The organism is Lactobacillus sp. M0393, from assembly GCF_016102025.1.
Classification (GTDB): domain Bacteria; phylum Bacillota; class Bacilli; order Lactobacillales; family Lactobacillaceae; genus Lactobacillus; species Lactobacillus melliventris.
This window is the reverse complement of the sequence record NZ_JACFPK010000005.1, coordinates 126,138-144,215: the sequence shown is the minus strand read 5'-3', so window position 1 is coordinate 144,215 and position 18,078 is coordinate 126,138. Positions and strand designations below refer to the sequence as shown.

The window sequence follows — 18,078 nt, the reverse complement described above, 5'->3', positions numbered from 1 at the left end:
TTGCAGAAATCCTTACTATTGAACTAAAAGCTGCGTAAAATCTTTTTATCAATAATTTTTAAATGTTGATCAAAAGTATAAATTATTGGCTCTGCATTTGGCACCTCAAGCTTGATAATATCGTGATCATTGATATTCTCCAATTTTTTAATTAGTGCCCGCAAACTTGAACCATGAGCCACGACTAATTGATCCTCACCCATTTTTAACCTGTTGGCTACATTATCTTGATAATAAGGTAACACTCTCTTTTGTGTTTGATAAAGACTTTCAGCTCTTGGCAAGAGGTGAATGTCACAACTGGCATAGCGTCTAGAAGTCACTTTTTCACCCCAAGGAGGAACAGCGTAAAAGCCACGTCGCCATTCTAACACTTGCTGTTTACCAAATATTTTGCGTGACTCGTCTTTATTTATCCCACGTAATTTGCCATAATGTCTTTCGTTTAAACGCCAAGTCTTAGTAACAGGTAAATATAAAAAATGACAAATATCAGCCACTATATTAGCTGTCACAATTGCCCGAGATAATACAGAAGTATGAATTTGTGTGGGCTTAAAATCAGTAATTTGGTTAATTAAATTGCCGGCGGATTCTGCTTGTTTTCGTCCTTTAACAGTTAAACCAACATCGTTCCAGCCAGTATATACATTAGACTTATTGGCTGTACTTTCACCATGTCTTAACAATACCAATTTAACCATTTTACTTTACCCAGTGCATTATGATTAAAATCAAACCGCTAATAGTAAAAATGATGCCTAATATCATAAAAGGAGTTGCTCCATGATTATGATTGCGATACCGTCTGTTATAAGCATAGGCAATATCATATAAGCCGACTATCAAAACGATAACAGCAGTAAAAATACTGATTTTCAAAATTATCTTTCTCCTACTTACTCTCGATCAGTTACAATCATTTTATCATTTTTTCCGCGTTCACATTCAACTTGAAAATTAATATGGTTAATACCTAATTTTTGCAATTTTGCACTAATTTTTTGAGTCAGTAATTCGAACTTTCTAGCAGTCAAATCAGGATCAACATTAACGTGTGCATCAAGCATGATATAACGATCGCTATAACGCCACAGATGTACATGATGAATGTTTTTTATTTCTGGAAACGATAAAACAATTCTATTAACTTCTTCCAAATCAATATCGGGATTGGATTCCATTAAGACATTTGCTGCTTTGGCTGTTATTTCACAAGCTTCATGAAACACAAAAACTGAAACCAGTAAGGTCATTAAGGGATCAATCCAGCTAATGTGCCAGTAGTAAATAAAAATAGCACCTATTACCACTGCTACGCTTGAAAGAGCATCACTCAGCATATGCATAAATGTAGAGCGCACATTTAGGTTTTTTTCGCCACCTTGATTCATCACGAGCATTGAGATTACATTTGACACTAGTCCAATAATGGCAACGATAAGCATAACACCACCACTAATTTTGGTAGGTGTCCAAAATCTTTCAATCGCTTCTATAAATAGGACGATACTGATTAATATTAAGATAATACCATTGGTAAAAGCAGCCAAAGTTTCAGCCCGCTCATAACCAAAAGTTTTGTTCCTATTATTGCGCCTATTGCTGATAATGTGAGCTACAAACGAAATAATTATTGCACCAACATCGCTGAGATTATGAACTGCGTCTGATAATAAGGATAAAGACCCCGAAACAAATCCACCAATAAATTCAGCGGCCGTAATAACAACATTCAACCCAGTTACATACGCAAATTTCTTTGTAGTGTGATCCTTCATAAATTTCCTTTCAATGCCTAAGGGCGAAAAAAGTCCTACTTTTAAGCAGGACTTTACATATCTTCAGCATTTATATTATAATCTATAATTTCAAAATTGCCATCTTCACGAAGTATTCCCCGAGTTACACTACCATTATTGGGAAAATTAATATCATGAAGACCGTCACTCTGATTCCAATATTTAATTGCCAGGGTTTTTAAAAAATCACCATGAGAAACTAACAAAACTCTCTTTTCATTTTTAGTTAATTCATGAAGAACATTAATCGCCCTTACCATTCGTTCATCCAGTTCTTTTTTATTTTCAGCTAAATGACGTGGATCGGCCTTTTTGGTTGCTTCGCGAAACTCATAAATACCAACTTGATTGATAATTTTGGTTACATCTGTTTGTGGTCCAACACCTGCTGCCAGTGCAACCTGTCTCCATGTATCTTCAATATCATCACCTTCAAATGAACCAAAAAATACTTCCCGAAATTCGGGTAATTTTTTTATTTTACCGATTTCTGAAACTTGATTGGCATCTTTCATCAGGTGAACTGTATCAATTGCACGTTTTAAATCAGAAGAATACATATTGTCAAAATGAACTTGACTTAAAGCTCGCGCAGTAATCTTCAGATCATTAATTCCTTTAACCGTTAAGGGAGAATCACACCATCCTTGAACTTTGTTTAACTGGTTAAACATTGTTTCGCCGTGGCGGACAAAATAAATTTCCGTTGCCAATTTGCATTCTCCTTCCTTTATAGCGTGTTTTAAACTATAACATATATGCTTTGTAAAAGAAATACCCAGCTTGAATAAAAGCTAAAGTTGCAATAAAGATGCGGACATATTTGGCCGGAACTTTGCGCAAGACATCCATCCCCAAATAGCCACCTATAAACATGCCGATAGCAAGAGGAATAGCCTGCAGCCAATATATACGCGAAGTAAAAATAAAGACAATTAGTGCTACCAGATTAGCCAGGCCGCAGATGACATTTTTGATTGCATTAACGACAATAAACTTTTCATCAGTAATATAAGTTAACAAAACCAGCACAATTACTCCGCCGGCTGCTCCAAAATAGCCAGTGTAAACGCCCATACCTAATAATGCAGCAATATAAAAAATTTCCTGCCACAGTGGTCTTTTATGCGGCTCTAAACTATGATGCTTACCTGAAACAATTACTAAAACACCCGAACCAGCAATAAAAATTGGTACCACTTTTTCAAAAACACTCGATGGGAAAGCTAATAATAAACGACAGCCAATTAAAGAACCTACAACCGTAAATATCGAGTAAAAGGCAACTTGGTGCCAATGTCCTTTAAGTTCCTTTGTCGAAGAAATAGTAGAACCAATACTAGTCCAAATCAAGGCAGCATCATTTGTGACGTTGGCATAAACTGGTGGAATACCAACAGCTAGTAATACCGGATATGAAGCAAGAGAAGCCATTGAAGCTACTGACGACAACAATCCACTGGCCACGCCTCCAATTAAGATAAAAATTACTGAAAAAATAGCTGCCATTCAAACTAACTCCCTTTTTAAAGTTAATTTCTATTATAATGCTCTTGCAAAATAATTTAAGCAGGTATTTTAATTCTGACCAATTATCTATTTAATAATGAAATTGGCTTTAACAAATTTGTCTTTAACTAATAATTACTGAAACATACAGTTTTTGCACACAAAAAAAGAATTAACTTTAGTCGATAATAAAGCCCATTCTTCTTTAAAATAAATATTTTACTTTAAATTCATCTCTCAGTTTCTTAAGTTACTTAATACCCTTTCTTACTCAATAAATATGAGTAAGAAGTTGGAATCAAAATAACTATAATAGTGACGGATATAACCGTCCAATACATTTCCCAATAAGAAGTTAGAAGCAGAATAATGCCGCTGATAAAAAAGATCCATCCGGCAAATCTGTGTGTTTTACGCCAATTTTCCGTATTATTCAAAGTCCATGGTAATTTAATGCCAACGACATGATTAGGACTAACTTTAGGCAGATAATTACCAAAAATAATAAAGAACAGTCCCAAAAAAGCACTAAGTATAAAGGAGCCTTTTACTTTATGACCCAGTGCATAGGCATAAAGTGACAGATTTACGATATTAGTAATAACAGGAACAAGCCAAAGGGTAATATTAACTATCTTAAAATCAAGATTTTTGGTTTCTTTTTGATTGTGTAATATAAAAAAAACCATTACTTGAAGCATAATTCCCAAAAAAGGCAGACCAATAATAACCCATAATTTATTGCTAAAAGCATTTGGCATATCAGTCATCCCAAAGTGTGTGGCCATTTTTTGCGGCAAACGATTATATAAAAATGCTCCGGTCAAAATTGGAAATAAGATTAGCAGAAACGAGATTAATTCTGTTTGACGAATACTATTCTTTTTCATCATGATCTCCTTTCAGGTCCACAAACCAACCCATAATTTCTTCTATAATAGAAGTGTTTAGCGAATAATAAATAAAGTTTTTTTCGTGTTCCTCTTCAATTAAATCAGCCTTTTTCAGCATATTAAGGTGGTAGGAAATAGTAGCTTTAGTCATATTAAAATGATTAGCAATATCTCCTGCCGACATTGGTCCATTTTTTAAAAGCTGCAATATTTTGCGACGCACTGGATCGGACAATGCTTTAAAACTAGTTTCAAAGCTCACATTAGTTTCCTTTCTATTTAGACAAATATCTAATTAGATATTTATCTAAATAGTATCACAATTTTTACAAAAAACAATAATTTTTAACATGTTAATCAAAAATCCTTGAACTATGGTAAAAATAATAAAACTATTCAGGTGGCTGTGTGAGAACTCAGAAAAATTATGAGTAAAAACTTGTTCATAAATATTTGTCTTTAATTTAGCTTAGCTAATCGTTATAATGCAGAGGGTTAGTTAATGAAAGGAAAAGTACACTTGGCAAAATATGAAACTTTAATTTTTATTCTTGAAGGAAGCTTATTAAACGAAAAAGTTGCAGAACTAAATGCACTTAGTCAGACTTTGAAGTTGGCAGGCAGAGAATTTGGTCCAGCTCAGCGCATACAATATAACTCAGTACAGGAAAAGATTAAATTACTAGGATTTGATGAACGCATTAAATTAACTTTGCAGGAATTCTTTAAAAATGACTGGATTTCTGCGAAACAGGCTTTTGACAACCAGCTGCAAAAACAAGATCAGTTAAATAAAGATGTCTTGCCTTTTTTAGATGAAGTGAAAAATAAAGTTAACTTGATTTTGCTGACAAAAGAAAAAAAGGACGTGGCTTCATCCCGCATGCAGAGCACAGAACTATTAAATTATTTTTCCGCAGTTTATTTTAAAGATGACTTGACTAGTAAATTACCAGATAAAAAGGTTTTGACAACAATATTGCACCAGCAAAATCTGTCGCCAGCTACTTGTCTAGTGATTGGTACAAACTTAGTCGATGAAATTCAGGGTGCCGCAAATGCTAACCTAGATTCTCTTTGGCTTGCCCCTAAAAAAGTAAAAATGCCAATTAGCCCTCACCCAACCTTACATTTAAATAAATTAAGTGATTTATTATTTTACCTAGAATTAAGCTAGTTTATAATAAAGTATAAGAATTGTGAGGTAAAACAAATGAAAAAAGTAGCTGTGATTTTTGCCGATGGTTGTGAAGAAGTTGAAGGTTTAAGCGTTATTGATGTATTACGACGCTTAGGTATTCAAGCTGATATGGTTGGGCTTACTAGTACAAGGGTAAATGGTGCACACAATATCAAACTTACTTGTGATAAAACTGTTGACGATAGTCTATTGGATTATGACGTAGTAGCTCTTCCAGGTGGAACAACCGGAGCAGAAAATTTACGGGATAATAAAAAACTGGCAGATCTGATGATAAAACGGCATAACGCTAACCAATGGGATGCCGCAATGTGTGCTGCCCCCATTGCTCTTGCCCGTTATGGCGTTATAGCTGATGCTGATTATACTTGCTACCCTGGCTTTGAAGAACAAACTAAAAAAGATGCTCCAAGCGGACATTTCAAGGAAACTATTACTGTTACTGATAATGTTCACAAAGTAATTACCAGTCGTGGTCCTGCAACTGCCTGGGCATTTGCATACGCAATTGCGGAAGCGCTGGGAATTGACACTAAGAACCTAAAGGTGGGCATGCTATACAATTACCTAGCCGATAATATTCAAGACAGTTTATAATTTAACACCAATAATAAAGGTGAAGCTTAACTGCTTCACCCTTTTATTTTGCCATTATGATTATTCAATACTTTACTAACTTTTTCAGTCAAAACCAGAAACAAAGCACTTAATTGCCTAGCTTTAAATAAACATGATAGAATTAAATTACACTTAAAATTTAATAACAGGAGGTATTAAAATGTGCACAACTATTGCAATCAAGTCAGATAGTGGGGACGTATTTTGGGGACGGACAATGGACTTTACCTTCGACCCCTTCAAACCAAGTGCGGATAGCAAAATGACTACATTTCCTGCAAATTATGAATTAAAAGGTTTGCACCAAAGTTGGACGACTAAATATCCATTTATGGGTATCAACGTCAATGATTCGCTTTTCTTTAACGATGGCATTAATAGTGCTGGAATCGTAGGAGATGCACAATTTTTAGAAGAGGCCTCTTGGGATACAGTAGAAAATCTTAAAAAGCGCGGATTAAAGCCAATCATTGGTGAAGAAGTTGTTGCCTATGTTTTAAGTAATTTTGGTTCTATCGCAGAAATTAAAGAAGCATTCAAACATTTAGGTCAGGAAAAAACTAATTATCCTGATTGGGAACATGCTGACACGGGCATCCCTACTCCAATTCCAATGCATTATACCTTTAGTGATTCTAGCGGCAAAAGCGTAATCATAGAACCAGTTAACAATGGTGCCTTCAAAATTTATGATGGCATTGGTGTGATGACCAATAGTCCGGAATATCCTTGGCATCTTGACAATTTACGGAATTACTTACATTTAACTAATCACAATTTGGGTCATCACCAAATTACTGATCAACTAGATATTAAACAAATTGAAAGTGGTTCTGGATTATTAGGTTTACCCGGTGACTATACCGCACCATCACGTTTTGTTCGTGGTACATTTATTTCTAAATTTTTAGCACCATTCCACTCTGATCAAGGAATTCCACAATTATATAACGTCTTTAAATCCGTCATGATTCCACGGGGACTAGAACATCTTCACGAGGGTGAAGACAAATGTGATTATTCTGGTTACTGGGCAGGATATGATGTTTCAAGCAGAAGTTTATATATTCAACCCGAAGACTGCCCAACAATGACCAAGTTTGTTCTGGACCCTGACACAACGTCTAAAATCACTCAATCTATTCAACACGACTTTAAAGTATTAGAAACTAAAAGACAAAAAGCTCTAGCTTAAAATTTATTACCAGTTGATTTGAGTCATTAGTCTTTTAATTGTTCTATTTGAAACAAAATGAGTCTAGGAAAAATGGCTCTTTGAAGTTAAATTAAAAAATTTTACAATTTAAAAAGACCGACAAATCAACGTTTTATTGACGTGATCTGTCAGCCTTTTTAGTTAGGTTAGAGTATTTCCTAGACTCATTTTTATAAATAATCACTATTTACCAACCAATAATGATGGATAATGTGTATAAGCTAAATCTCCTTTATAAGCAATCCAGCCTTTTATTTCCTTTATTGATTTATTGGCAATCTTTTTGTTTTGACCTTGTAACTTTCGAGCCTCATTTTTAGCAGGAATCAATGACGGCTTTTTGCCTTCAAATTGTAAATCCATGACTTTTAATTCTGCTTTGATCAATGGCTGTAAAGCTTTTTTCTTAACATTTTTATTATAAAGATCGCCATTAAAGAAGCTAACCCAGCCGTGATTTTTGCCACTTTGATCAACTATATGCGCGAGTAATTCAACCTTACTGGTACCAAATTCAGTAATCTTAAATTTGACATTTTTATCTGCCATTTTCTTAACCCAGCTTTTGCCAAATGGTTTAGAAGTATCATTGATAACATCATTAACTGCGGGATAAACAACAGCATTCCGTGCCAATTTAAATACGTAACCTTCTTTAGCAAACCGTTTAGCAGGCGTAACGGTCATACCCGGTTCGGTTGTCCGACTAACCGCTGCTGACTTGGCGGTGTCAATATTTTCAGCTTTAACTATAGTTGAATTAGCCAGCGCCGTAAAGGAAAAAAGGGTGACTGTAGAACATAAAACTGTTCTCAAATACTTGTGTTTCATTTTCAAAGCTCAAAAAGCAAACTATATTAATTACTTGTAACGAAATTGTAACTTTATTACATTTATATGTCAATAATAATTAATTATTTAACTATAAAAAATGTAAAACGCTTAACAATTTTGACAAAATAAATAAGCCCTAAAAGTAAGACAACTTTCAAGACTTATTTTGAAATCAATTCTTTAGCAACTATTTTTTTCTACTTCCATTTTAATGTTGCTAGTCAAACGTTTATTCATTTCCAAAACAAAAATAGGAATTAAACTACCAATCAAAACGACCAGCCAGCCTTGAACGGGTAGCAAGGCCAAGTGCAAAAACTGTCGCAAACGAGGTAAGAGTGTCAGCGATAAAACCAGTATCATACTTAGTAACAGTCCCCAATTAAGCATTTTATTGGATTTAAATGTTTGCACAGTGATTGGTTGAGAATCTTTAATAGCGTAGATATCAATCATGGAGCCAAGGGCTAAAACTAAAAAGACTAAAGTCATACTCACTTGCGCGTCATTAGGTGAAATAACAAATTTACCATAGGCGTAAACTCCCAGAGTTAAAACTGTGAAAGTTGTCGCTCTAACAATCATTCTTTGCATTAATCCGCGTCCAAGAAGGCTCTCCTCATTACCTATTGGATCTTGATCCATTATATTTGGTTCACCCGGTTCTTTACTAATAAAGAATCCTGGTAACCCATCGGCAAGCACATTGATAATTAATAATTGTTCAGCTAATAGTGGTGCACCCCAACCCAAAATTGTACTGATAACCATTAAGAACATTTGAGCAAAATTAACACCAATTAAGAACTCTACCGCTTTAATAATATTTTGGTAGACTGTTCTACCCTCCGCCACAGCTTTAATAATTGTAGCAAAGTTATCATCAGTCAGAACCATATCCGCAGATTCTTTTGCCACTTCTGTGCCTGTGATACCCATGGCAATACCAACATCCGCAGCTTTCAATGCTGGTGCATCGTTCACACCATCACCTGTCATGGCAACTGTTTTATTAAGTTCTTGCCAAGCTTGAACTATCCGAATTTTATCACTAGGAGTAACACGAGCATAAACACTGATATCTTGAATACAATTTTTTAATTCAGTGTCCGACATTTTCTGTAAATCGGTTCCTGTAATTGCTTTTTGGCCTGACTCCAAAATGCCAATTTCTTTAGCAATTGCTTCAGCGGTCACAAGATGGTCGCCAGTTATCATTATGGTTTTGATACCTGCTTGTTTTGCTCTATGAACAGCCGCTCTTGCTTCCGGCCGAGGTGGGTCAATTAAGCCAATCATACCTGCAAGCTGCAAGTTAGAGTTATTTTCATTCCAATTGGTTGGATCAGCAGTAGCAGGAATTATTTTATATCCTACTGCCAGCACCCTTAGCGCTGCTCTAGCCAGATCATCATGAGCCTTTTGGCCCGCTTTAATTGGTTCTTTTTCATCTAAGGGTAATCTATCCCAAGCCCCTTTGACAATTACCAATTGGTTGCCATTATCTAGACGATGGACAGTGGACATCATTTTTTTATCAGAATCAAACGGATCTTCCGCTATCCGAGGGGCTTTTTCTTCTAACAGCTGGCGAGAACTTCCCTGCGCGTGTAACCAGTTCACAATTGCAACTTCAGTAGCATCACCAACAACTTCTTCTGAACCGTCTTTTTCCATGATTTTAGCATTATTAGCTAAACCTAACATCTTTAACAAATTTTGACCAGCGTCTGGTAAATCAGCAGCTTTTTTAATGCCGGTTTCTGGAGTCCAATACTTGGTAATAGTCATTTTATTTTGAGTTAAAGTACCTGTTTTATCAGTCGCAATAACGTCAACATTGCCAATTGTTTCTACGGCACCAATCTGTCTGATAATAGCATTGCGGTTAGCCATTCTTTTGACACCGCGGGATAAACTGATAGTAACAATAATTGGCAAAGTTTCAGGTACAGCCGCAACTGCTAAAGATAGCCCAATCATTAAGCTATCAGTTAAGCTATTATTTTGCAGTCCTATGCTTAAGGCAAAAATCATCAGTCCACCTAGACCAGCAAAAAATGTCATCCATTTTGACAGGCTGTCTAACTTACCTTGAAGAGGAGTTTCCCGTTTATGAGTTTCATTTAAAAGACCCGCAATTTTACCGAGCTCAGTTGCCATACCAATTGCATTAACTTGAACAAATGCCCGGCCACTAACAACTGAAGTTCCTGAGTACACACGTTCATCACTAGTCAAATTATTTTTTGGTTGAAAGCTTTTTTTAGAAACAGGTAAACTTTCACCGGTTAAAATTGCTTCATCAACCGCCAAATTAGTTTCATCTAAAATCACAGCATCTGCTGGAACCTGATCACCAGTGTTAAGATAAATCAAATCTCCGGGCACTAGTTCTGCAGCAGCGATTGTCACATCGTGCCCATCACGCCGACCATTAGCTGTTGGCAAACTCATTTCTTTGAGAGCTGCAAGTGATCTTTCCGCAGAAGCTTCCTGGTACATTCCAATTACCACATTAATGACCAAAATTAGGCTGATTACAATGGTTTTGGTCCAACCGCCGTTTTGAAAAACAGCCATATATGTCGCTAGAATTATTGCTAATAAAAGCACAAGAGATGAAATATCTTTAAGATGATGCCATATTTTTCTATACAATGGAACCGGGCGTTTTTCGAGCAACTCATTAGTGCCGAATTCACCGCGCTTTTGTTCTACTTCAGCAGCAGTTAAACCGGACTTGGGGGTTTTCGTGAATAGTAGTTCTGACTTTTGGGACATGCTATCTCCTCCATTATTCGCTTATGAAATAAATTACAGTTAAGCTGTTTGTATAGATAAGTTAATTTACCGAAGTTATTTGGCTCTTTAAAGGCCTCAATTTAATTTTATGTATTAAAGACAATGAGTTATTTACTTTTAAAAAAGCAGAAAGCCTCTGATAGCTATCCGAAGTTTTCTGCTCATTTAGTATTTAAAAAGTAGTTGTTAATTAACAACGTTTTTTATAAATTGTCTTTAGCTTAAAAATTTAATTTCTAAACTAAGCATCCTCTTTCCTATACAAGCTTATTATTATTTTACATGAATTGTTATTTTTGAGCTACTTTAATGCTTATACTGTTAGCATTATAAGGCTGAAAAAGCTCAATTTTTTGCTAAATAATTAATTTTGTTATTTAAAGCGTTTTATAAATTACTTTTTAAAATCTGACTAATAGTCGAACATACTTTTTTGTCAACACAGCTTAAGCAAAAATTCTTACTTCTTTTATAAGCCGTTAACAGTGATTATGTTCAAATAAGAGTACGACACGATTGTAGTTGATTAAAAACTAAATTTATTAAAATAACCAGCCACTTTTGTACTGACTGGTTATTTTTTATGTTCTTAATTGCTAATTGTCTTTTTTACTTAAGAATTTTTTGCTTGAATAATATTAGTTAAAGAAGCCAAACTATCTACTTGAGCTTTCGAAATTACATTAGTTATTAAGGCAGTTATATTTTCCCAATTTGTTATTTGATAAAGACTCGATCCTTCAAATTTAGTAGAATCAGCTAGAACATATTTTTTATTTGAATGCTCTAATAAAAGCTTATCAACACCATAATCAGAATATGAAGGCGTCGTTGGACCGTTATGACCAGCAAAATTATCTGAACCTATAAAACACATATTAGCTTTTATACTATTAATTGCTTCATTAGTCCATCCCCCATAAACCGAGGATGATTTAGCTCTAATTTTTCCACCAAAAAAATAAAGTTCATTGTCTGAATTTGCTAACGCAGTTGCTACAGGAAAAGAATCAGTATAAATTTTTAAATTCTTTTTAGCTACTAATAATTTTGCCAACTCTAAAACTGTGCTACCTGACCCAAGAATAATCGACGAATTATCTAATATAAGTTTGAATGCTGCAACTGCTATTAATTTTTTTAATTTGATTTGCTTTTCTTGTCTCACAGTAAACGAGTTTTCAATAAGACTATTTAAGGCTGTCGCTCCACCATGTTCTTTAATAATGTAACCTTTTTGGTCTAGGAAAGTTAAATCTTTACGGATAGTCTCGTAGCTAACTGAAAATTCGTTTGAAAGGTGATGAACTGTAACACTACCTTTCTTTATGATTTCAGTTAAAATATCATTTCTTCTTTTATTCGTTAATTTCATTTATTTACTCACCTTTTAAACTTTTTACTCAAGAATATCATAGATTATAATTTTTGTTACTTCTATGCTATAAAAATTGGTTTTAATTGCTTTTAATTACTAAAAAAGTATATTTTTGCGGTTGACACCAATTAAAACAAATTTTATAATTGGCTTTGTAATAACATTAAGCGTTTACAGAAAGGAAATTGTATGAAAAAAATAGCAATAGCATGTGATGATATTGGTTTCGAGCGGAAAGAAGCCATCAAGAAATACTTGGAGGAAGAAAAGAATTACAGAGTCGTTTGGGATCCCGTTAAAAAGCCTGAAGATGGCAAGAATACTTTTGCTAAATTAGCTGATAAGATGGCAGAAGTTATTCAAAAAGATGAGTGCAGATTAGGTGTATATATATGTGGCACAGGAATTGGTTTTACTATGCAGGCTAATAAACACTGGGGTATAAGAGCAACAGCAGTAACTAATCCGTACTCTGCTAAAAGGGCAAGGTTAAGCAACAATGTCCAAATCATAGGCTTGGGAGCGAGAGTAAATGGTTTACCTTACATGGAAATGGTACTTGATGCTTTCTTAGATGAACCATTTGATTTTAAAAATTCCAGACCAAATTCTAGAGCAAACTTATTGGAAGCCAAAAAAGATGATGACCGTAATCTGAAAAAGCCTGATTATGTAGCTTGGAACATGGGTTTCACGGAAGAATAGGAGTTAAAAATGGAAATAATTACTCAATTTATTAATAATCTTGGTAACTTTATTTTTATTCCTTTAATATTTTTAGTGTTAATGAAAGCTGTAGGTCGGTCATGGGCAGAATCAATTTCTTCTGCCATGAAAGTTGGTATTGGTTTTATAGCTTTGACCATGGTCACTTCTTTCATGCTTGATAAAATGCAACCAGCAATTACTGGCTTAGCTAAAAGAACTGGCTCTTCATTGCAAGCAATTGACGTTGGTGGCGCAGCGACAGCAGTTATGGGTTTCGGCTCAAAAGTCGGAGCAGTTATAATTCCTTTGTGCGTAGGTATTAATATTATTTTATTACTGTTAAAATTGACAGACTGTATAAATGTTGATGTTTTCAACCTACACCAGAACGCCTCAATGGGCGCGATTGTATATGCTTACTCTGGTAATTTCTGGTATGGTTTACTTACCGCTGGTATTTTTCATATGTGGGCATTATTTATGGCTGATTTAGGAGCTAAGCAGAATGAAAAATTCTTTAATTTACCTGAAGGAGTTTCTATTTCACACCCCGTTGCAAATACATATATGATTTTTGCCTACCCTATGAATTGGATTTTTGATCATATTCCAGGAGTCAGAAAATGGAATGTAACCGCTGAAACTATTCAGAAAAAATTTGGCGTGTTTGGTGACCCCACTATTGTAGGTTTTATCATTGGTGTTCTCTTGGGGTTTGCAGGTTATAACTGGTCAAATCCTGGCGATACAATAATTCAAAGTTTACATTTAGGTATGTACCTAGCAGCCGTTATGCTCTTGTTACCAAAAATGACTTCCATCATGATGGAAGGTCTGGTGCCTTTATCAAATGCTGTTCGAAAGAAAATGACTAAAGCCTTCAAAGGCCGTGATATTACAGTAGGTATGGATACTGCACTAGTAATAGGAAATCCTGACGTAATTGCACCAGCCTTGCTTTTAATCCCAGTCATCGAAATTATTGCAGTCTTTCTTCCTGGCAATAAAGTCATGCCGATGGGTGACTTATCCCAATTTGTATTCTTTATTGCATGTATGGTTCCTATTTTTCATGGCAACATTATTAGAACTTGGATTACTTCAATTTTAATGTTTACTCCAGGATTATATATAGCTTCTTGGATGGCCAAACCAACAACCCAAGTATTCAGAGAATTTGGCAGTGGTGCTAAAAATGGCGTTATGTATTCATCATTAAATCCATCAGCTAATCCATTTACAGGTTTGTTTGCTGAAGCTTCTCGTCTTGGCTTGTGGTCATATATTGTGATTGCCGTGATAATAGTTGCTTTTGGTTATTGGCTTAAAAAGTATGAACGTAGACAAAATTCTTTAGCTAAATAGAAATTAAGGAGATATATCATGAAAAAAGTGTTAGTAGTTTGTGGAAATGGAATTGCATCATCTTCTGTTATGTTGGCAGAACTACAAGATTATTTGAATGACCAAAGCGTTTCTGACGTGAATTTAGATAAAAAATCTTTGATGGACTGCACAGATGATGTTTTCAATGGCTATGATTTAATCGTTTCATCCACTAAATTGGATAAGCCAAATGTTACAACACCAATAATTGTAGGAACTGCCCTTTTAACGGGTATAAATGAGGACTCAGTTTTAGAAGAAATAAAAGACGAGCTGACCAAATAATGAAAATCTTTGTACAATCAAATAATGATATTATTCCAGACTATCAAAAAGCTATCAAAATTGCTGGAAAACCGTTATTAGCTGAAAAATTAATATCTAATGAATTTACTAAGGCCTGCATTGAAAGGGAAAAAGATTTTCCTACAGGATTACAAGTTAATTCTGATTTAGGCATTGCGATTCCACATGGAAATCAAAACTTTGTCAACACAAGCAGTGTTAGCTTTGTTCGATTTTCTCATCCAGTAAAATTTGGTCGCATGGATGATAAATCAAAAGATGTGAAATGTAGTTTTATTTTTAATTTAGCTTTAGCAAAAGGTGATGAACATTTAACCATGTTGCGTACCCTTATGAAACTATTTCAAAATAAAGATTTTCTACAAAGTGTTAAAAATAAGAAAGATAAAGAGTTAGAAGAATATCTTTATCAAAAATTGAATTAGGAAAATATATGGCATTTGAATTAAAAAAAATATGCGAAGAAATCAATAATGTTGATGATCCAGTAGATGAAAAAACTTTAAATAGAATCTGTCAATTAATAATAAATAGTAATCATATCTATTTTTCAGGTTCAGGTCGTTCAGGCTTAATGATAAAATCCTTTGCTAACAGGTTACTGCAATTGGGACTAGAAGTTAGCGTTGTTGGAGAAATTTCTTCTCCTCATACACATTCAAATGACTTATTAATATTTAATTCTGCTTCGGGAAAATCAGAGAAACTAATAGCCCAGGCGAAGATAGCAAAAAATAACGGTTTAAAAGAAATTCTCTTTACTGTTGATAACAATAGTCCATTAGCGCAATTTTGTGAAATAGTTGTGCAAATTAATGCCCAATCTAAATTTGAGCACAATAAATCTATTCAACCAATGGGAGCTTTGTTTGAACAGTTTTCACTACTTCTATTTGACAGCATCGTTTTGAGATTAATGAAAGAACTTAATATTACAGAGGAACAAATGATACAAAACCATGCCGATATTGAATGATTAAAAATTGAAACTCATATATAAATAAAAGTCAATAAATATTGGTATGAACCCCCAAAGTCTATGACAAATTTGGGGGTATTTTTATGGTTAAAAACCATGGAACTTAAAACAATTTCCTTGATGATGGGTTAACTGAAGGTACTTTAACATATCTTAAAAATGCTTTGTGGTTTTGAAAAATTCTATAAATTTAATTAGGTACTACCTTTAGTACTATAATTAGAAACAGATACGATCAAGGCGAATTAACTTTAAATCAGGTTTAAATTTCAGTAATATACAAACAAAGAGCACAAGTTGGAAATCCAAATCTTGTGCTTTTATTAATTATATAAATTGTTTGCTAATGTACTTACATTAACCAAGGAATATTACGATCCTCTAAAATAAATAATTAAAAATGTTGTAATGCCTGTTGACAAAAAGCCATTATTTTCTAGTTAATTATTTAAAATCAGATCATCTCAATAACTATTTTGAATCAATTTACTGATTGCTGTTTTAACATCTTTAGGAGTAGAGCTTTTATCAATAATATCTCTAAATGTAGAATTAGTCTGTAAATCGACAATAAAATCAAATAATTTTTGAATACTTAAATAGTCCTGTCGAGCAATTGCTAATAAAAAAACGTATTTCACTTCATTTTTTTCATCCCACATAATCGGCTGTGAAAGACGTGCAAAACAAACCTTAGATTTATTGGTAGCATAGCCTAAAGAGTGCGGTATTGCAATTTTACCACCAACTGCTGTTGAGTACATTTTTTCTCTTTCATATACTTTTTCTTTGAAGTCTTTATTGACGATCTTTTTTTGCTCTAATTTTTTAATTAACATATTTAAGAGTTCATTTTTAGACAATTTCTCTTTTAATAGATAAATATTATCTTCATCAAACAACTTATCAATTGTCCGATATGGATTATTGAGAGATTTTAAATAATCTGATAATTGTAACATATCATTGTGAAAATTTGCTAAATCTATTTGTATTACTGGCACGGCAGCATTGTTAATAGGTACCATTGAAATCAAAAAATCGTTATTATTTGCTTTGCCTTCTAAGTATTCATCATAAGTATAAGTACCGGTAATGTTCAAAAACGAGGCAAACTGTGTTTCCAATTTTGCCCTTACCAAAACTGCAGTTGATACTCCAGAACCACAGATCAATGCAGCATTCTTTTTTGAAGAACGATTGCCTTGTCTTTCAATTGAAGCACCAATATGAAGAGTTATAAAAGACAACTCATCGTCATCTAATTTAAGATCTAGCATGTGTTCCAAAATGGGAGCAGAATAGGCAGTAATTTCATAGGCATACGGAAAGGTCGACAAGATCACATTTAATAATGGGTTTTTACGCTTACCATTTACTTTTTTAATCTTAACTAAATTCGTCAAATGCTGAATTAAATTCACCCGCAATTCTTGATCGTTTAATAGGTTGATAGCAAATTCACTCTTAATATTTTGCAGGAAAAAGGTGACCGCTTTTGCAATACTTTCTTTAGCATTAGACTTATTGGTATAAATAACACATTCAGGAAAGTTTAATGCAAAATGATATACCAAATCATCTTTTTCTTTTTGATTTAGTTTAATTGCAAATTTACTTTCTATTTTTACAAATAATTCTTTTAAATTTTTCAGTACATCCTTTTTGATATTTGCATGTGTACTTGCTTCCAAGTGAAAGTTTAATTTGATTCGTGAAATAGTTAGTGCGAAATGTAAAATAATATTTTTAGTGTTAATGTCAGAAATATGATAACTATAATGTCTTAAAAATGCATGGATAAGTTTTTTTAACTTATCTAGATCGACATTAGCTAAAATAGTTCTTTCTTTTTCCGTGAAGTCAATAATATAATTATCTGATTTTTTATTAATTAACTTTGCAATAATAAAGTTTCGTTTATCTGCTTCAGAACCTTTTACTCTATAATAATCATTTGATTTATTAACCTTAAGATTAAATTTGCTAAACTCTTTTTTGATAGTTACAAGGTATGAAAAAAAGGTATTATCACTAATGAAAAACTTTTCCACTATATCTGATAGTTTTACCCTATCATTTACCAGTAAATATTGCTCAACTGCAGCAATACGCTCCTCTGACCTAGTAACTGGCAAATCACTTTTAGCAACTTTGAGTAACTTAGCTCTAGTTTCTGCATCTACATTTGTTAAATAAAAACCAGCACCCCGTTTATTTTTGATAGTCACCTTAAAAATAGTTAATTCTTTATTTAAAGCTTGAATATCGGATCTGATAGTTCTAGTGCTTACATGACACTTTTGTGCTAAAAAGGAGGTTGAAACGTAGCGATTGGCAGAATCATTCAACAAAAGTTCAAGAATTTGTCCTAATCGTTTATAGGATAGTTTCAAATTATCACCTCATTTTCATTTGCACTTCTTTCAGTAAATACTTGCGC

At 33.7% G+C, this 18,078-nt stretch carries 19 protein-coding genes; 8 read left to right on the top strand and 11 right to left on the bottom strand.

Annotated elements, in window-relative coordinates:
• Positions 1–23: 23 nt before the first annotated feature.
• From H3R29_RS05520 to H3R29_RS05490, 7 genes are all read right to left on the bottom strand, one after another.
• Positions 24–704, bottom strand: a complete 681-nt coding sequence (locus H3R29_RS05520; RefSeq protein ID WP_198202694.1) for a 2,3-diphosphoglycerate-dependent phosphoglycerate mutase — start codon at positions 702–704, stop codon at positions 24–26.
• 1 nt (position 705) lies between these two features.
• Positions 706–885: a hypothetical protein gene (locus tag H3R29_RS05515; protein WP_198202766.1), complete on the bottom strand. Its 180-nt coding sequence runs from the start codon at positions 883–885 to the stop codon at positions 706–708.
• 14 nt (positions 886–899) lie between these two features.
• Positions 900–1,781, bottom strand: coding sequence for a cation diffusion facilitator family transporter (locus H3R29_RS05510; RefSeq protein ID WP_187156643.1), 882 nt, complete (start codon positions 1,779–1,781; stop codon positions 900–902).
• Between the two features lie 53 nt (positions 1,782–1,834).
• On the bottom strand, positions 1,835–2,515 hold the full coding sequence (locus H3R29_RS05505) for a histidine phosphatase family protein (RefSeq protein ID WP_046325304.1): 681 nt from the start codon (positions 2,513–2,515) through the stop codon (positions 1,835–1,837).
• Positions 2,516–2,549: 34 nt separating this feature from the next.
• Positions 2,550–3,311: a sulfite exporter TauE/SafE family protein gene (locus H3R29_RS05500; protein WP_046325305.1), complete on the bottom strand. Its 762-nt coding sequence runs from the start codon at positions 3,309–3,311 to the stop codon at positions 2,550–2,552.
• A gap of 254 nt (positions 3,312–3,565) precedes the next feature.
• Positions 3,566–4,204 carry an SdpI family protein gene (locus H3R29_RS05495; protein ID WP_198214719.1) on the bottom strand — a complete coding sequence of 213 codons (639 nt, stop codon included), beginning with the start codon at positions 4,202–4,204 and terminating at the stop codon, positions 3,566–3,568.
• Positions 4,188–4,466: an autorepressor SdpR family transcription factor gene (locus tag H3R29_RS05490; RefSeq protein ID WP_110446397.1), complete on the bottom strand. Its 279-nt coding sequence runs from the start codon at positions 4,464–4,466 to the stop codon at positions 4,188–4,190. Before H3R29_RS05490 ends, H3R29_RS05495 begins: the two co-directional genes overlap by 17 nt.
• A gap of 258 nt (positions 4,467–4,724) precedes the next feature.
• On the opposite strand from H3R29_RS05490, the gene H3R29_RS05485 reads away from it, so the two are divergent.
• The 3 genes from H3R29_RS05485 to H3R29_RS05475 all read left to right on the top strand — a co-directional run bounded on the left by H3R29_RS05485 (position 4,725) and on the right by H3R29_RS05475 (position 7,218).
• Positions 4,725–5,381 (top strand): HAD family hydrolase, encoded by a 657-nt coding sequence (locus H3R29_RS05485; protein ID WP_187156772.1) that lies wholly within the window; start codon positions 4,725–4,727, stop codon positions 5,379–5,381.
• A 36-nt stretch (positions 5,382–5,417) separates the two neighbouring features.
• The gene (locus H3R29_RS05480) at positions 5,418–6,002 is read left to right on the top strand and encodes a DJ-1 family glyoxalase III (protein WP_198202695.1); all 585 of its coding nucleotides are present in this window, start codon (positions 5,418–5,420) and stop codon (positions 6,000–6,002) included.
• 181 nt (positions 6,003–6,183) lie between these two features.
• Positions 6,184–7,218: a linear amide C-N hydrolase gene (locus tag H3R29_RS05475; protein WP_110446399.1), complete on the top strand. Its 1,035-nt coding sequence runs from the start codon at positions 6,184–6,186 to the stop codon at positions 7,216–7,218.
• A gap of 204 nt (positions 7,219–7,422) precedes the next feature.
• Here H3R29_RS05475 and H3R29_RS05470 read toward each other — a convergent pair whose 3' ends face one another.
• From H3R29_RS05470 to H3R29_RS05460, 3 genes are all read right to left on the bottom strand, one after another.
• Complete coding sequence (locus H3R29_RS05470) at positions 7,423–8,070, bottom strand: hypothetical protein (RefSeq protein ID WP_198202696.1); 648 nt, start codon at positions 8,068–8,070, stop codon at positions 7,423–7,425.
• Between the two features lie 183 nt (positions 8,071–8,253).
• Positions 8,254–10,857: a cation-translocating P-type ATPase gene (locus H3R29_RS05465; RefSeq protein WP_198202697.1), complete on the bottom strand. Its 2,604-nt coding sequence runs from the start codon at positions 10,855–10,857 to the stop codon at positions 8,254–8,256.
• Positions 10,858–11,491: 634 nt separating this feature from the next.
• On the bottom strand, positions 11,492–12,253 hold the full coding sequence (locus H3R29_RS05460; protein WP_046325312.1) for a DeoR/GlpR family DNA-binding transcription regulator: 762 nt from the start codon (positions 12,251–12,253) through the stop codon (positions 11,492–11,494).
• Between the two features lie 192 nt (positions 12,254–12,445).
• On the opposite strand from H3R29_RS05460, the gene H3R29_RS05455 reads away from it, so the two are divergent.
• Genes H3R29_RS05455 through hxlB form a run of 5 tightly spaced genes read left to right on the top strand, consistent with a single transcriptional unit; the run spans position 12,446 to position 15,632 of the window.
• Entirely contained in the window at positions 12,446–12,961 is a 516-nt protein-coding gene (locus tag H3R29_RS05455) for an RpiB/LacA/LacB family sugar-phosphate isomerase (RefSeq protein WP_046325313.1), read from the top strand.
• A 9-nt stretch (positions 12,962–12,970) separates the two neighbouring features.
• On the top strand, positions 12,971–14,329 hold the full coding sequence (locus H3R29_RS05450; protein ID WP_198202698.1) for a PTS galactitol transporter subunit IIC: 1,359 nt from the start codon (positions 12,971–12,973) through the stop codon (positions 14,327–14,329).
• 18 nt (positions 14,330–14,347) lie between these two features.
• The gene (locus tag H3R29_RS05445; protein WP_046325315.1) at positions 14,348–14,635 is read left to right on the top strand and encodes a PTS galactitol transporter subunit IIB; all 288 of its coding nucleotides are present in this window, start codon (positions 14,348–14,350) and stop codon (positions 14,633–14,635) included.
• The gene (locus H3R29_RS05440; protein WP_046325316.1) at positions 14,635–15,081 is read left to right on the top strand and encodes a PTS sugar transporter subunit IIA; all 447 of its coding nucleotides are present in this window, start codon (positions 14,635–14,637) and stop codon (positions 15,079–15,081) included. Before H3R29_RS05445 ends, H3R29_RS05440 begins: the two co-directional genes overlap by 1 nt.
• Before the next feature lie 8 nt (positions 15,082–15,089).
• On the top strand, positions 15,090–15,632 hold the full coding sequence (hxlB, locus tag H3R29_RS05435) for a 6-phospho-3-hexuloisomerase (RefSeq protein WP_046325317.1): 543 nt from the start codon (positions 15,090–15,092) through the stop codon (positions 15,630–15,632).
• 467 nt (positions 15,633–16,099) lie between these two features.
• Here the strand turns inward: hxlB and H3R29_RS05430 are convergent, their stop codons facing one another.
• A complete protein-coding gene (locus tag H3R29_RS05430) occupies positions 16,100–18,031 on the bottom strand; it encodes a PTS sugar transporter subunit IIA (RefSeq protein WP_198202699.1) in 1,932 nt (643 codons plus the stop codon).
• Positions 18,032–18,078 lie beyond the last annotated feature (47 nt).

Bases quoted from the DNA above. Each gene is read 5' to 3' on its own strand.
- H3R29_RS05520 (WP_198202694.1), bottom strand. From the start codon at position 704: ATGGTTAAATTGGTATTGTTAAGACATGGTGAAAGTACAGCCAATAAG.
- H3R29_RS05510 (WP_187156643.1), bottom strand. From the start codon at position 1,781: ATGAAGGATCACACTACAAAGAAATTTGCGTATGTAACTGGGTTGAAT.
- H3R29_RS05500 (WP_046325305.1), bottom strand. From the start codon at position 3,311: ATGGCAGCTATTTTTTCAGTAATTTTTATCTTAATTGGAGGCGTGGCC.
- H3R29_RS05495 (WP_198214719.1), bottom strand. From the start codon at position 4,204: ATGATGAAAAAGAATAGTATTCGTCAAACAGAATTAATCTCGTTTCTG.
- H3R29_RS05480 (WP_198202695.1), top strand. From the start codon at position 5,418: ATGAAAAAAGTAGCTGTGATTTTTGCCGATGGTTGTGAAGAAGTTGAA.
- H3R29_RS05475 (WP_110446399.1), top strand. From the start codon at position 6,184: ATGTGCACAACTATTGCAATCAAGTCAGATAGTGGGGACGTATTTTGG.
- H3R29_RS05470 (WP_198202696.1), bottom strand. From the start codon at position 8,070: ATGAAACACAAGTATTTGAGAACAGTTTTATGTTCTACAGTCACCCTT.
- H3R29_RS05465 (WP_198202697.1), bottom strand. From the start codon at position 10,857: ATGTCCCAAAAGTCAGAACTACTATTCACGAAAACCCCCAAGTCCGGT.
- H3R29_RS05460 (WP_046325312.1), bottom strand. From the start codon at position 12,253: ATGAAATTAACGAATAAAAGAAGAAATGATATTTTAACTGAAATCATA.
- H3R29_RS05455 (WP_046325313.1), top strand. From the start codon at position 12,446: ATGAAAAAAATAGCAATAGCATGTGATGATATTGGTTTCGAGCGGAAA.
- H3R29_RS05450 (WP_198202698.1), top strand. From the start codon at position 12,971: ATGGAAATAATTACTCAATTTATTAATAATCTTGGTAACTTTATTTTT.
- H3R29_RS05445 (WP_046325315.1), top strand. From the start codon at position 14,348: ATGAAAAAAGTGTTAGTAGTTTGTGGAAATGGAATTGCATCATCTTCT.
- H3R29_RS05440 (WP_046325316.1), top strand. From the start codon at position 14,635: ATGAAAATCTTTGTACAATCAAATAATGATATTATTCCAGACTATCAA.
- hxlB (WP_046325317.1), top strand. From the start codon at position 15,090: ATGGCATTTGAATTAAAAAAAATATGCGAAGAAATCAATAATGTTGAT.